Origin of the sequence: Rossellomorea sp. NPDC071047 (genome assembly GCF_050270195.1) — a bacterium.
Taxonomy (GTDB): Bacteria; Bacillota; Bacilli; order Bacillales; family Bacillaceae_B; genus Rossellomorea.
The window spans coordinates 142,146-157,369 of the sequence record NZ_JBNNJT010000007.1 but is presented as its reverse complement, the minus strand read 5'-3'; the positions used below and the strand labels follow the sequence as shown (position 1 = coordinate 157,369).

Below are 15,224 nucleotides of genomic sequence, written 5' to 3'. Positions count from 1 at the left end.
GGGGCGAGTCATGAGACAGATTGCCATTTTTGCATCAGGGAGCGGAAGTAATTTTCAAGCATTGGTGGATGCTGTTCAAGGTGGAACACTGAAAGCGAATATTAAACTACTTGTCTGTGACCAGCCGGGAGCGTTCGTGATTCACCGCGCTCAATCAGCAGGGATACCGACTTTCGTCTTCCGTGCAAAAGATTACGAAAACAAGCAGGCATTTGAACAGGAAATCCTAAATGAACTGGCTCATTTGGGTGTTGATTTTATTGTATTAGCAGGGTATATGAGGTTGATTGGGCCCACTTTATTGGAAAGCTTCGGAGGACGGATCGTGAATATCCACCCTTCCCTTCTTCCTTCCTTTCCAGGAAAAGATGCCATCGGTCAAGCCATAGATGGTGGAGTGAAGATCACCGGCGTCACCATCCACTATGTAGATGCCGGAATGGACACAGGCGAAATTATCGCGCAGGAAATCGTCCGGGTAACAACAGGCGAAACCAAACAATCACTCCAGGACAAAATCCAGCACGTCGAACACCACCTGTACCCAACCACCCTCAACCACCTCTTCCTTACCACGGGCTACTAAAGCCGGGAAAAGGTGGTTGCTTTATCATGGTAGTGTGGTAAAGTGGTGAGGGACGGACCTCAGATTTGGATTCATTTTAAGTAATGAGTGGTGCAGTGGATCGTGGGCATAAGGTAAGTACCAGGTACGTTATTCACAACTTGGCACAACAATCGCTGGAAGTGGCACGAGTTTGTCCAAAAGTGGGACAACACTCATCTAAACGGGTGCAATGAGTTAACAGCCTATATGCACACCTTTTTATAAACCACACTCTGCCTTTCCACCCATGAATTTTGTGAAAAACCGCAAATCCATTTCAAATTCAACCAAATAATGAAATAAAATCAGCATTACAGCAGGCAGAGGAGGATCAGACATTGAAAAAGAGAGCATTAATCAGTGTTTCAGATAAAAGCGGAGTAATCGAATTTGCTAAAGAACTAAAGTCACTTGGGTACGAAATCATTTCGACAGGTGGAACAAAGAAGCTTCTTCTGGAAAGTGACGTTGAAGTGATGGGAGTAGAAGAAGTAACAGGTTTCCCGGAAATATTAGAGGGACGCGTTAAAACACTTCACCCCAATATCCACGGTGGACTCCTCGCGAAACGCGGGGAAGAAAGCCATCGCCAGCAGCTTCAGGAACAAGGGATCGAAGGGATCGACCTGGTATGTGTCAACCTTTATCCGTTTCAACAAACCATCGCTAAACCGAATGTCGGTGTAGAAGAAGCGATTGAGAATATCGATATCGGCGGTCCGACGATGCTGAGGGCGGCTGCAAAAAACCATCAGTATGTCACTGTGGTAGTCGATGCGCTTGACTACGATGAAGTCATTGCGGAGTTAAAGCTTCAAGGGGAACTATCGCTAGAAAAGCGCCGTAAGCTGGCGGCTAAGGTGTTCCGTCATACTGCTGCTTACGATGCTTTCATTGCTGAATATATGACTGACATTTCAGGTGAAGAAAACCCAGAGCGTTTTACAAGAACGTACGAGTTAAAACAAACACTTCGCTATGGGGAGAACCCTCATCAGCAGGCTTCTTTCTACCGAGCACCACTTGGCTCTGAATTCTCTGTAGCCATGGCAAGACAGCTCCACGGAAAAGAGCTCTCTTATAATAATATCAATGACGCTAATGCGGCTCTTCAAATTGTGAAAGAATTTACTGAACCGGCTGCTGTAGCAGTCAAGCATATGAATCCATGTGGAGTTGGGGTAGGTAGTACGATTAATGAAGCTTTTTCTAAAGCATATGAAGCGGATTCTACATCTATTTTTGGTGGGATTGTAGCACTGAATCGTGTCGTGGATGAAGAAACAGCAAAGCAGCTACATGAAATTTTCTTGGAAATCGTCATTGCTCCTGCTTTTAGCGATGAAGCATTTGAGATTCTTTCAAGCAAGAAAAATATCCGACTATTGACGGTTCCATTCGAATCCACAAACAAAATTGAACGTAAATTAACAACCGTTGAAGGTGGATTACTCGTTCAGGCGGATGACACTTTTACCCTTGATGATGCTGATCTGAGAGTGGTAACAAAACGTCAGCCGACAGAAGAAGAGTGGGCAAGTATGAAATTGGGTTGGAAAGTTGTGAAGCATGTGAAATCCAATGCAATCGTTGTAACGGATGCTCATATGACGGTTGGAGTAGGGGCAGGACAAATGAACCGGGTAGGTGCTGCAAACATTGCTCTCGAGCAAGCCGGGGAAAAAGCAAGAGGGGCAGCGATGGCATCTGACGCATTCTTCCCAATGGACGACACCGTAGAAGCAGCAGCCAAAGCGGGCGTAACAGCCATCATCCAACCAGGGGGATCCATCCGGGACGAAGACTCCATCAAAAAAGCCGACCAACACGGCATCACCATGGTCTTAACCGGAATCCGCCACTTCAAACATTAATTTGAGGGACGGACCTCCAATCATAGAAAGAAGTTTTTGTGAAATTAACGTATACCACGTGGGGGAACGACTTGTTGGGAACTGGGTGATTAGTCAGAGTGGGGGGTTGAGGGACGGACCTCACCCAAGCTCATACCCATTAGCATATCCACTAACCTCACCTAACCATAGATCCATTCCACATACAACCTCTCCTCATCTTCAACTCAGGTAGGAGAGGTTTTCTTAAAAAGGGGGCTTTTCAAGATGAAAGTATTAGTTATCGGTCGCGGTGGTCGCGAGCATGCGATATGTAAGAAGTTAGCGGAAAGTGAAAGTGTGACAGATGTGTTCTGTGCACCTGGAAATGCAGGCATTGCAAGCGTTGCTACGAATCTTCCTTACAGTGAATCCGATGTGGATGGTCTCATTGCTTTTGCCAAAGAAGAGCACATCGCTTATACCTTTGTAGGTCCTGAAAACCCATTATTGGATGGTATCGTAAATCGCTTCCAGAAAGAGGGCCTGCACATATTTGGACCGACCAAAGAAGCGGCCATCATAGAAGGAAGCAAATCGTTCTCTAAAGAATTAATGAAAAAGTATAATATTCCAACGGCCAAATATGAAGTATTCACAAGTGTTGAGAAAGCAATCCAATATGTAAAAGAAGTTGGCGCTCCGATTGTCGTGAAGGCGGATGGATTGGCAGCGGGCAAGGGCGTTGTGGTTGCTGAAACAGAAGAAGAAGCAATCAGTGCATTGGAAGAAATGCTTCTTGATGAAAAATTTGGTGATGCTTCTTCTAAAGTGGTAGTGGAAGAGTGTCTGTTTGGGGAAGAGTTTTCTTTAATGGCATTTGTACATGCTGAATCCGTTTATCCGATGGTGATTGCACAGGACCATAAGCGTGCCTTTGATGGGGATCAGGGACCGAATACAGGCGGAATGGGTGCGTATTCCCCGGTGCCCCATATTTCGGACGATGTCGTGCAAGAAGCGATTTCAACTGTTCTGTATCCGACGGCTAAAGCGATGGTTAAGGAGAATCGTTCGTTTACAGGCATTCTTTATGCAGGGCTGATGCTCACAAGTGAAGGTCCAAAGGTCATTGAATTCAATGCCCGTTTTGGCGATCCGGAAACCCAGGTCGTACTGCCACGTTTGACTTCTGACTTTGGTCTTGTAGTGAAGAACATGATCGAAGGCAAACCTGTGCAATTAGAATGGTCACAAGATGCTGTTCTGGGGGTAGTATTAGCGGCTGATGGCTATCCAGGCGATTATGCAAAAGGAATTGCCCTGCCGGACCTTGAAGAGTCAATGGATGAAGAAACCCTCGTATACCATGCAGGAACAGAGCAGAATGGTGAAGCTGCCCTTGTTTCAAATGGTGGGAGAGTGTTACTTGTAGCTTCTTCTGCAGCTTCTGTGGAAAAAGCCCAGGCTAAAGTGTATAAAGAATTAGATAAGGTGGATTGGAACGGGTTGTTCTACAGAAGAGATATCGGGAAGAAAGCTATCGAACACGTCTCTTCCTAGTTCTGCGAACATAAACAAAAGCAATGGCAATAATGCCGCCAATCAGGGAAAACAACACATAAGACATATCAGTTAAATATTCCCAAAACATACTTGAGCAACTCCTTCATTTATAAATGATATTAATCATGAGTGCCAGGTCTCACCCTTTTTTGAGGGACGGACCTTGGCACTCTTGCTATTAGCTGAATATAAATCAGGTGAAAATGCCATTAAATAGAGAAACGGAAGGGATTTCTGCCGGCTTTCATTTCCAATATCCTTAAGAATTAATGTCCGTCCCTGTGTCACCATTCAATGCTGCCTGGACTTCTTTGTTGGTGAGTTCTTCGGGATTGAAGTTGGATTCTTTTTTGGTATTGTCCAGGGGGTCTTGTTTGTGTTCGTTTGTTGGGTGGTGATCTTTGTGATTTGTTGATTTGTCGGATTTCAGCATGTCTTTAAAGTTCATCATATCCTTCGCTTTGAAACCGCCGAATCCGCCGTTGCCGTTTCCTTCCCCGTTTTTCTCAAATAGGGCCGTAACAGGGCAGTAGCGAAGAATTCCTTCCCCCACTTTCATGGCACCAATCACAGCCATCACGAGATAGGAGTCTCTCCAAGGACGTCTCGCAAGCTTTGATGTACTCCAGGCCAGAATCGTGAAACCAACTGTGATGCGGATAAGGGCATTGATAATCCCTATGTTTGATGATACTTTCATTTGTAAACTCCTCCTTAATAGAAAATTCACATAATTGTTGTAAACCGTTAATGCGTTAAATAGTAAAATATGTTAACATAAAATGAAACTTAAACTAATACCATTCCACTAGAGGAGTGTTCACATTGGAACAGCGCTACAGATGGAAGAACAAACAACTACGAGAACATGTACAAGTACTGAACGGAGAAATATCTCCGAGCATCCTTTTAAAGAATGCAACGTACCTTCACTCGACTCTAAAGAAATGGGTGCAGGGACACATTTGGGTTTACCGTGATCGAATTGTTTATACAGGCGAGCAGCTCCCGGAAAACCTTGAGAAATGCGAAATAGTGGACTGTGACTCACAGTACCTCGTTCCCGGATATATCGAACCGCATGTACATCCGTTTCAGCTTTATAATCCCCAATCCTTTTCCAAGTATGCATCCCAAACCGGTACAACGACATTCGTAAATGATAACCTGATGATGTTTTTGCAATTGGAAAAAAAGAAAGCGTTTTCTTTATTGGGAGAGTTTAATAAAATGCCCGTCACTATGTATTGGTGGACAAGATTCGATTCTCAAACGGAGATGGCGAATGAAGAGGTGACCTTTTCAAATGGAGAAGTGAAGTCATGGCTGGAACATGACTCCGTGCTTCAAGGAGGAGAGTTGACCGCCTGGCCGAGACTGCTTCAGGGAGATGATCTGATTCTCCACTGGATGCAGGAAGCGAAGAGAATGGGCAAGATCGTTGAAGGGCATCTGCCAGGAGCATCTGACAAAACCATTGCCAAGCTTGGCTTACTGGGGATCGATGGTGATCATGAATCCATGACGGGTGAAGATGTCTATAAGCGGCTTATTCAAGGTCTGACCGTCACATTGCGTCATTCATCCATCCGACCGGATTTGCCGGTCCTTTTAGACGGGTTAAAAGAAAAGGGCATCGATTCGTACGATTCCTTATTGTTCACAACGGATGGATCGACACCAGGCTTTTATGAACAAGGTGTATTGGATTTCATGATAAAAATGGCTATTGATAAGGGCATACCCCCAATCGAAGCATATAATATGGCTAGCTACAACGTCGCCAATTACTATCACATCACTCATATGCACGGGATGATCGCTACAGGGAGAGTGGCTAATATTAACTTCCTTACGGCAATTGATGACCCGACTCCGAAGTCCGTTCTTTCAAAAGGGGAGTGGGTACAGAGAGACGGAGAGCAAATAGAAGATTTCACAGAAATAAATTGGGAAACGAACGGATTTAAACCATTATCCCTGAATTGGGAAGTGGGCTACGATGACCTCCAGTTTTCCATGCCTTTTGGAGTTGAAATGGTGAACGATGTCATCACCAAGCCCTATTCCATATCCATCAATCCATCTACGGAGGAGCTGGATCTTGATCACGACCAATCGTTCCTCATGCTTCTGGATCGAAAGGGAGGATGGAGAATCAGCACTATGATCAAAGGATTCTCAACGGGTGTCATGGGCTTTGCTTCCTCCTATTCAAATACAGGGGATATCATTTTAATTGGTAAAAATAAGTCAGATATGATTGCTGCCTTTAAACGAATGAAGGAAATCGGAGGCGGAATTGTTTTGACAGAGAAGGGTGAAGTCCTTCACGAAATTCCCCTTCCATTAAGCGGCCTTCTCTCTCATAAAGAGATGCCGGACCTTATCCAGGAAGAAAAAATGCTTAAAGGTTTATTGAAAGAAAGAGGATATCGATTCTCTGATCCCATTTATACACTGCTATTCCTTCAGTCTACTCATCTACCTTATATACGGATGACACAAAAGGGAATCTATGATGTAATGAAGAAAACGATACTCTTTCCAACGATAATGCGTTAAAATAGTAAAGTATAGGGAAAAGGATTTCTAAAAAATAGGGGTGTCTAAAAACATGCTGAAAAGAGCTTTGATCATTGCTTTAAGCTCGTTTACACTTGTCGCATGTAGTTCAGATAAAGAGATAAACAAAGAATCTGATAAGGAAGCTGCAACTCCAGTGGTGAAAGAGGAGACAGGCGTAGAAACGGAAGAGAAAAACCAATCACCGTTAACAGGTGAGGTACAAGAGAAAGCATCCACGTCGCGAGCGGTTGCTGTCATGGTGAATAATCACCCGAAGGCGCGTCCCCAATCAGGCCTTTCAAAAGCAGACATTGTGTATGAAGTGCTGGCAGAAGGGGATGTCACACGATTCCTGGCCATATATCAAAGCCATAAACCTGAAGAAATCGGTCCTGTACGGAGTGCCAGAGATTATTATGTGGAGCTTGCCAAAGGATATGATAGTCTATATGTTGCCCATGGATATAGTCCAGAAGCACAGGAAATGCTGACCAGAGGTTTCATTGACAATTTAAATGGCATGAAATATGATGGAACGCTGTTCAAACGTGCAAGCTTCCGTAAGGCTCCTCATAATTCCTATATCTCCTTTGAGCATATCAATGAGGGAGCGGAGCAGAACGACTTTGATATGGAACGTCCGCCGAAAGCATTGAACTTTAGTGATAAAGGGTCGGTAAGCGGAGAAGCATCCCATTCTGTCATGATTTCATATAACAATAATCCGCTGTTTAACGTAGTGTATGATTTCAATAAAGAAGAGGGCAAATACGAGCGTTACTCAAATGGTGAACAGACCATTGATTACGATTCCAAAGACCCTGTTTTAGTAGAAAATCTCTTTATAGTGGAAGCGTCTCATAAAATAGTCGACGATGCAGGCAGACGAAACATTGATTTTGAATCCGGCGGGAATGCGTACTTGATTCAAGAAGGAAAACTCCGGGAAGTTCAGTGGAAGAACGTAAATGGTAGAATTCTACCTTTTGAAAATAAAAAACCTGTCAGCTTGCGAAAAGGATCTACGTGGATCAATATCATTCCAAGTTCTCCGGGCTTGGCGGGATCGGTATCATATCAAGAATAGACGGAAAAAGGAGTCTTTTTATGCAAATAAATAAACTAAGAGGCAAGGAGCTGGATCAGTTATTCAACGCTGTTCTATCTCTACAAGATCTTGAAGAATGTTATCGTTTCTTCGATGATCTTTGCACAATCAATGAAATTCAATCTCTTGCTCAGCGCCTTGAAGTAGCACGTATGCTGCAGGATGGGAAAACATATCATAAGATTGAAACCGAAACAGGTGCAAGCACCGCAACCATTTCCCGTGTGAAGCGCTGCTTAAACTACGGAAATGATGCCTACGAGCTTGTATTGGACCGTGTGCATCAGGAAGAAAAATAATAGAAGGGACCGCTGTCGTCATGATGAGCGGTCTTTGTTTTTTTGTGGGGATTTGTCCGGGACAGAACAATTTGCCTCCGTTCTAGGTGTCATCCAGCTCCGGGGCTTAGAGGCTCGAGGTCATAAGGCGAAACTGCCAAAAAGGCAAAGAACGCCTTTCCGGCAGTTTCGCCTTATGCTTGTCGCCTCTGGGCAAGCCACCTCCGCTTTTGTAGGTGATGCGGCTCCTTCCCACAAATGATATAATACGTTAGATGGATGTATGAATGGAGGAACAAAGCATGTATGATGTCCAAAAGTGGAGCCATGTATTTAAACTAGATCCGAATAAGACAATCGATGATGGGGATTTAGAAGCTGTATGTGAATCAGGGACAGACGCCATTATTGTAGGGGGAACGGACGGTGTAACCCTTGAAAAGGTTCTTGATTTGATGGCACGGGTGAGACGATATACTGTTCCTTGTATTCTGGAGGTATCTAATTTGGAGTCTATCACTCCGGGCTTCGATTTATATTTCATTCCTATGGTGATGAACAGCCGGGACATGAACTGGGTGACAGGATTGCATCACCAGGCTGTCAAGGAATATGGGGAAATCATGAATTGGGATGAAATCCTTGTAGAAGGATATTGTATATTAAACAAAGACTGTAAGGCGGCACAAGTTACAGAGGCCGATACAGATATTTCAAGTGAAGACGCGGCTGCTTATGCCATGATGGCAGAAAGAATGTTCAACCTGCCAATCTTTTACCTGGAGTACAGTGGTACATATGGGAATGTTGAAACGGTGAAAGAGGTAAGAGATTCACTGGAAAACACAACATTATTCTACGGTGGCGGCATTAAAACCGTCCAGCAGGCGAAGGAAATGGCTGCAGTGTCAGATGTTGTCGTAGTAGGAAATGCTGTATATGACAATCTGAAAGAAGCGTTAAAAACCGTAAAAGCAGTGAAGGGATAAGGATTAAACTGGAGGTCCGTCCCTAAGTAGGATATAATGGAATACAAATATAGAACGTACGTTCGTTATGGTGGTGTGAGAGTATGCAATTTTTGACTGATCGATTGTTGAATGGAATGAATCCTGAGCAGGCAGAAGCTGTGAAGGCGACTGAGGGGCCGTTACTGATCATGGCAGGGGCAGGCTCAGGGAAGACGAGAGTATTGACGCATCGAATTGCGTATTTGATGGTGGAAAAAGGGGTCAATCCATATAACATTTTAGCGATAACCTTTACAAATAAAGCAGCGAGAGAGATGAAGGATCGGATTCATAACATTCTGGGCGGGGCTTCTGAGAACATATGGATCTCAACCTTCCACAGCATGTGTGTGCGAATTCTGAGACGCGATATTGATCGCATCGGGATGAATCGTAATTTTACGATCCTTGATTCTACCGATCAGCAGTCAGTGATCAAAGCGATTTTAAAAGAAAAGAATATTGATCCGAAAAAATTTGATCCCCGTTCGCTTTTGGGATCCATCAGCTCTGCGAAGAATGAGCTGACGACTCCCGAGGAATTATCCAAACAGGTAGGGGGATATTACGATCAGGTTGTCTCTGATGTATATACAGAATATCAGAAGCGGTTACGTAAGAATCAGGCGTTGGATTTTGATGACCTCATCATGACGACGATTCAATTGTTTCAGCGTGTACCGGAAGTACTGGAGTTCTATCAAAGAAAGTTCCAATACATCCATGTCGATGAGTATCAGGATACGAACAGAGCCCAATACATGCTCGTTAAACTGCTGGCTTCCCGCTTTCAGAACTTGTGTGTGGTCGGGGATTCCGATCAATCGATTTATCGCTGGCGTGGTGCGGACATTGCCAATATCCTTTCCTTTGAAAAGGATTACCCAAGAGCAACCGTTATTCTCCTTGAACAAAACTATCGTTCAACGAAGAGGATCCTGCAGGCGGCGAATGAAGTAATCCAAAAGAACTCGAATCGTAAACCAAAGAATCTTTGGACAGAAAATCATGACGGAGAAAAGATTTCGTATTTCAGAGCGGATACCGAGCAGACCGAAGCTCAATTTGTGACAGGTAAAATCAAAGAAATGATGGAAAGCGGTAAGAAGAAATATTCCGATTTTGCCATCCTTTATCGAACAAACGCCCAGTCCCGTGTGATGGAGGAAGTTCTTTTAAAATCAAATATTGAATACTCCATCGTCGGTGGCATCAAGTTCTATGATCGTAAAGAAATCAAGGACATTTTGGCGTACCTGAGACTCATCTCGAATCCGGATGATGACATCAGCCTCATGCGTGTCATTAACGTTCCGAAGCGGGGCGTAGGGGCAACCTCTATAGATAAAATTGCCCGTTATGCACAGGATCACGATATTTCCATGTTCAGTGCCTTGGAAGAAGCGGATTTTATCGGCCTAAGTCCGAAAATCACGAAAGCCGTCATTGAATTCAAGGAAATGGTGAAAGGTTATACAGGCATGCAGGAATATCTTTCTGTAACAGAACTTGTAGAAGAAATACTGGAGAAATCCGGTTACATCGATATGTTAAAAGCAGAAAAGTCGATTGAGTCTCAAAGTCGCTTGGAGAACTTGGACGAGTTCCTGTCTGTAACGAAAAGCTTCGAGCAATCCAACGACGACAAAAGTCTGGTCGCATTTTTAACGGATCTGGCATTAGTGGCGGATATCGACAAGCTTGATGAAGATGATCAGCCAAAAGACTCGGTCATTCTGATGACCCTTCATGCTGCAAAAGGACTTGAGTTCCCTGTTGTATTCCTGATGGGAATGGAAGAAGGGGTATTTCCTCACAGTCGTTCCCTTATGGAAGAGGTTGAGATGGAAGAGGAACGCCGTCTGGCTTATGTAGGGATTACCCGCGCAGAAGAACAGCTCTATTTGACGAATGCTCAAATGAGAACACTCTTCGGGCAGACGAAGATGAACCCTGTGTCCCGATTCATTCAGGAGATTCCTGCTGACCTGCTGGATGACGTAATGGCAGAGAAGAAGAGTGCCTTCACACCTTTCGGGAAATCAGCGGCGAAAGCACCAACGCGTCCTGCCCCGCGTAAGCCTGTTTCACGACCGGTTCAAACGACAACCGGTGGTGAGTCTGTTGCATGGCAAGTAGGGGACAAAGCCCAGCATAAGAAGTGGGGTACGGGGACGGTCGTCAGTGTGAAAGGCTCCGGAGACAGCGTAGAGCTCGACATTGCGTTCCCGAGTCCGATGGGAATCAAGCGTCTCCTTGCCAAATTCGCTCCTATAGAAAAAGCGTAACAATCTAAAGTCGGGAGGGAAGTTCACTCCCGGCTTAAACTCAATCATTCTGAACACTTTAGCAAGAAAGGGTTGTGGAAATGGATCGACAATCAGCCGGAAACCGTATAAACGAACTACATGAATTGTTAAATCAGTATAACTATGAATATCATGTTCTAGATAAGCCATCTGTTACCGATTCGGAGTATGATCAGCTGCTGAGAGAGCTTATCGAACTGGAAGATGAATTTCCTGATTTGAAAACAGCCGATTCACCTTCCCAGCGTGTTGGGGGAGCGATATTGGACGCCTTTGAAAAAGTGGAACATCGGACGCCGATGCTCAGCTTGGGGAATGCCTTCAATGAAGAGGATCTCCGTGACTTTGATCGTCGTGTCCGTCAAGCCGTTGGGGATGACTTTTCCTATGTATGTGAGCTGAAAATCGATGGGTTGGCTGTTTCTCTTCGTTATGAAGATGGTGTCTTTGCTCAAGGGGCAACAAGGGGGGACGGATCGATAGGAGAAGATATTACATCGAACCTTAAGACCATCCGTTCCATTCCGTTGAAGATTTCTGAAAAGATTTCCTTTGAAGTTCGTGGAGAAGCCTTCATGCCTAAAGGTTCCTTCGAAGCGTTAAATAAAATCAAAGATGAAAAAGGGGAAGAACCTTTTGCCAACCCCCGCAATGCAGCTGCAGGTTCCCTCCGGCAGCTCGACCCTAAAATCGCAGCATCACGAAATCTCGACCTCTTCTTATATGCACTGGCGGATATTGGAGATACCGGGATCGACTCTCACAGTGAAGGGTTAGATAAATTAGAAAGACTCGGATTTAAAACGAATCCTGAGCGGAAGCAGTGTGCGACAATTGAGGAAGTCATTGATTTTGTCGGCAAATGGACCGATCAACGTCCGAATCTGTCATATGACATTGACGGGATCGTGATTAAAGTCAATTCACTGGAGCAGCAGAAACAGCTCGGAACGACAGCGAAAAGTCCACGCTGGGCGATTGCATTCAAGTTCCCTGCTGAAGAAGTGGTAACCGTTTTAAAAGAGATTGAACTGAGTGTGGGCCGTACCGGCGTTGTGACACCGACGGCGATACTTGCGCCTGTACGTGTCGCTGGTACAACCGTTCAACGGGCGTCCCTTCATAATGAAGATCTTATTAGAGAAAAAGATATTAAAATCGGCGATCATGTCGTCATTAAAAAAGCCGGTGACATCATCCCTGAAGTGGTCAACGTATTAGAAGACAAGAGGACGGGTGACGAACAGGAATTTCATATGCCCACTCATTGTCCTGAATGCGAAAGTGAGCTGGTCAGACTTGAAGGGGAGGTCGCCCTTCGCTGTATCAATCCAAAATGCCCTGCGCAGATTCGGGAAGGCCTGATTCACTTTGTGTCCCGAAATGCCATGAACATCGATGGACTGGGGGAAAAAGTGATCAGTCAGTTATTCAGGGAGAAGTTGATAGAAGATGTGGCTGACTTGTACCGATTAGAGCGTGATCAGCTACTTCAACTGGAGCGCATGGGTGAAAAATCCGCTGATAATCTTTTGGATGCGATTCAGACCTCAAAGGCGAATTCCCTGGAAAAGTTGCTCTTTGGACTTGGAATCCGTCATGTTGGGGCGAAAGCAGCGAAAACATTGGCTCAGGAGTTCGGATCAATGGATAAGTTATTGGACCTAGGCAAAGAAGAGCTGATCAATGTAAACGAAATCGGTGATAAAATGGCAGATGCCATTGTGGCCTATTTTGAAAATGATGAAGTGAAAGAACTGATCCAGGAACTGAAGGATGCCGGTGTAAATCTTGAATACAAAGGACCGAAGCCGGTAGCTGCAAGTGAAGTGGATTCTTATTTTGCAGGGAAAACCATTGTGTTAACCGGAAAAATTGAACGATTAAGCAGAAATGAAGCAAAAGAAAAGATCGAATTGCTCGGTGGAAAAGTCACTGGCAGTGTCAGTAAGAAAACCGATCTTGTCATCGCTGGGGAAGAAGCGGGATCAAAGCTTACGAAAGCCAATGAATTGAACATCGAAGTATGGGATGAGGACAAGCTGATGGAAGAACTTAACCGATAAGAGGTGTAACAAGTAATGAAAAAAGGGATTTCGGTCGCTCTCTCCGCACTATTGTTACTAGGGGGCTGTGCTCCGACATTTGAAAAGCAGGATCAGGTCGTTCAGGAAAATCAGGATAGCGAAGCAAAAAAAGCGATCATTCCAAGCTTCCAGATATCCAAGGAATACTACAAGACAATGCTCCCGTATGAAACGAGTAAAACCCGTGGAGTCGTCGTCAATGATTTAGGATCAAGATATGATATCAATGAAATCGAAACGGGCTTGCTGAGGGTAGCTCAAAATCGTTTCTCAACGGATGAATACTTTTTCAAAGAGGGCCAGTTCCTCACGAAGAAAACAGTTGATAGCTGGCTTCAACGAAAATATACAAGCGAACAGCTGAAAGAAAAAGGACTTCAAGAATCTGAGAATGTGGGGCTTAACCCTGTCCAGACGGAAGGTGAGAATGCGCCGATCTACTTAGCCCATGTGATTGAACATAATTACTTAATGAAAAAAGAAGACAACAAGGTTCATCTGGGTGGAGTAGCAATCGCTCTTTCATTGAATTCTGTTCAATACGAAACCAATCTCTCATCTGGAACAAGAACCGTAAAAAACATTAGCAATGAAGTCTTAAAGGAACAAGGAGCAAGAATTGCCGACGAAGTCCTCAAACGTCTTCGTCAGAAAAAAGAACTTCAAAACGTTCCGATCACGATCTCACTTTATAAACAAGCTCCAAAAGAACAGGTCGTCCCTGGTCACTTCTTTGCCTACACAACCGTTGAAGCAAACGAAAGCAACATCCAAAACTGGGAAGGGATTAATGAAGAATTCTACTTATTCCCTTCTCCTGAAGCTCAGGAAAATCACCCAAACGATTACAAAGTATTTAACGAACTGAAGACGGATATCGAAAAATACTTTCCTGTTTACACGGGCCTGACGGGACAAGCACTTTACCAAAACCAGAAGCTGGCCGATATGAAATTCGAGGTAGCCCTGTCCTTCCAGGGGAAAGCTGAAACCATCGGATTTGCCCAGCATCTTTCCGGCATGATCAGCAAACAGACGCCAGACACCTGGGACGTAGAACTCCTCGTGTCATCGTCCTATGGACCGGAAGCTCTGATCGTGAAGAAGCCCGGCAGTAAAGAAACGTATTTGCACATTTATGAATAGAAGAGGAAAAGGACTAATCATATAGGTTAGTTCTTTTTTTGTTGTGGGAAAGTACTGGAGAGGTGTGTGTCACAGAAATTAGTCGAAATCATGTAGTACGGTCGATATCTTGAAAGTTCGGTAGATAAGATGAAAATTAGGTTGATATATTGAAAATACGATCGATAAACCTGATCCTCCCATCGTCATGTACTTCACGATATTTACAAAAAACGAAACCAAATTTGACGGATATCCGTAATGCATATATAGATTGAAGACAGGAAAGGGGAAAAGGCTGATGGAAATAATCGCATTTGTTTTAGCCGGAGGGGCTTTCTCGATCGTCATGATCCTTCTTGAACAAAACAAGAAATTAGAAAAGAGAGTGAAGGAATTGGAGAATAAATTGTAATCGGTAAAAAGCTTGGGGCGATAATTAACCAGTTCCAAAAAGCCATACAGGAAATTTTCTATTCCCCACCGTTCTCTTCATGTATATGAATGTATCATTTGTTGCAAAATAATGATGCTAACGTTAGTGAAAACCAGTAAATGAAACAAATATGTGAACAGAAAGTAACTTAATTTTATAAATTTTTATGAATAGATATAGCTAAAAAAGCGCTTTCATAAAAATATATGCACTTTATATGAATATTTATTCATATAGGTAAATGTATTTAGAAAATTCTGTCTGTTAACGGTGTGAATGTATGTTAGTATTAATAACG

General features: G+C 43.9%; 12 protein-coding genes. 10 read left to right on the top strand and 2 right to left on the bottom strand.

What is annotated here, in order from left to right; translation table 11 throughout:
- Nucleotides 1–10 precede the first annotated feature (10 nt).
- From purN to purD, 3 genes are all read left to right on the top strand, one after another.
- Nucleotides 11–586 (top strand): phosphoribosylglycinamide formyltransferase, encoded by a 576-nt coding sequence (purN, locus tag ACQKFO_RS21090; protein ID WP_427600759.1) that lies wholly within the window; start codon nucleotides 11–13, stop codon nucleotides 584–586.
- Between the two features lie 359 nt (nucleotides 587–945).
- Nucleotides 946–2,481, top strand: a complete 1,536-nt coding sequence (gene purH, locus ACQKFO_RS21085) for a bifunctional phosphoribosylaminoimidazolecarboxamide formyltransferase/IMP cyclohydrolase (RefSeq protein ID WP_427600757.1) — start codon at nucleotides 946–948, stop codon at nucleotides 2,479–2,481.
- A 246-nt stretch (nucleotides 2,482–2,727) separates the two neighbouring features.
- On the top strand, nucleotides 2,728–4,002 hold the full coding sequence (purD, locus tag ACQKFO_RS21080; protein WP_427600755.1) for a phosphoribosylamine--glycine ligase: 1,275 nt from the start codon (nucleotides 2,728–2,730) through the stop codon (nucleotides 4,000–4,002).
- Here purD and ACQKFO_RS21075 read toward each other — a convergent pair.
- Together ACQKFO_RS21075 and ACQKFO_RS21070 are read right to left on the bottom strand one after the other, a co-directional pair.
- Nucleotides 3,980–4,069, bottom strand: coding sequence for an EYxxD motif small membrane protein (locus tag ACQKFO_RS21075; RefSeq protein WP_348774862.1), 90 nt, complete (start codon nucleotides 4,067–4,069; stop codon nucleotides 3,980–3,982). The two genes, purD and ACQKFO_RS21075, sit on opposite strands and share 23 nt — an antisense overlap.
- Before the next feature lie 195 nt (nucleotides 4,070–4,264).
- Nucleotides 4,265–4,705, bottom strand: coding sequence for a YgaP family membrane protein (locus ACQKFO_RS21070; protein WP_427600753.1), 441 nt, complete (start codon nucleotides 4,703–4,705; stop codon nucleotides 4,265–4,267).
- A gap of 125 nt (nucleotides 4,706–4,830) precedes the next feature.
- On the opposite strand from ACQKFO_RS21070, the gene ACQKFO_RS21065 reads away from it, so the two are divergent.
- The 7 genes from ACQKFO_RS21065 to ACQKFO_RS21035 all read left to right on the top strand — a co-directional run bounded on the left by ACQKFO_RS21065 (nucleotide 4,831) and on the right by ACQKFO_RS21035 (nucleotide 14,511).
- A complete protein-coding gene (locus ACQKFO_RS21065) occupies nucleotides 4,831–6,570 on the top strand; it encodes an adenine deaminase C-terminal domain-containing protein (protein WP_427600751.1) in 1,740 nt (579 codons plus the stop codon).
- A gap of 52 nt (nucleotides 6,571–6,622) precedes the next feature.
- Complete coding sequence (locus ACQKFO_RS21060; protein WP_427600749.1) at nucleotides 6,623–7,660, top strand: DUF3048 domain-containing protein; 1,038 nt, start codon at nucleotides 6,623–6,625, stop codon at nucleotides 7,658–7,660.
- 20 nt (nucleotides 7,661–7,680) lie between these two features.
- Nucleotides 7,681–7,980 carry a YerC/YecD family TrpR-related protein gene (locus ACQKFO_RS21055; RefSeq protein WP_113968493.1) on the top strand — a complete coding sequence of 100 codons (300 nt, stop codon included), beginning with the start codon at nucleotides 7,681–7,683 and terminating at the stop codon, nucleotides 7,978–7,980.
- 281 nt (nucleotides 7,981–8,261) lie between these two features.
- Nucleotides 8,262–8,948, top strand: a complete 687-nt coding sequence (locus ACQKFO_RS21050; RefSeq protein ID WP_427600747.1) for a heptaprenylglyceryl phosphate synthase — start codon at nucleotides 8,262–8,264, stop codon at nucleotides 8,946–8,948.
- Nucleotides 8,949–9,031: 83 nt separating this feature from the next.
- Entirely contained in the window at nucleotides 9,032–11,257 is a 2,226-nt protein-coding gene (gene pcrA, locus ACQKFO_RS21045) for a DNA helicase PcrA (RefSeq protein ID WP_427600745.1), read from the top strand.
- Nucleotides 11,258–11,337: 80 nt separating this feature from the next.
- The gene (ligA, locus tag ACQKFO_RS21040) at nucleotides 11,338–13,344 is read left to right on the top strand and encodes an NAD-dependent DNA ligase LigA (RefSeq protein WP_427600743.1); all 2,007 of its coding nucleotides are present in this window, start codon (nucleotides 11,338–11,340) and stop codon (nucleotides 13,342–13,344) included.
- A 15-nt stretch (nucleotides 13,345–13,359) separates the two neighbouring features.
- Complete coding sequence (locus ACQKFO_RS21035; protein WP_427600741.1) at nucleotides 13,360–14,511, top strand: CamS family sex pheromone protein; 1,152 nt, start codon at nucleotides 13,360–13,362, stop codon at nucleotides 14,509–14,511.
- The last annotated feature ends 713 nt before the right edge of the window (nucleotides 14,512–15,224 follow it).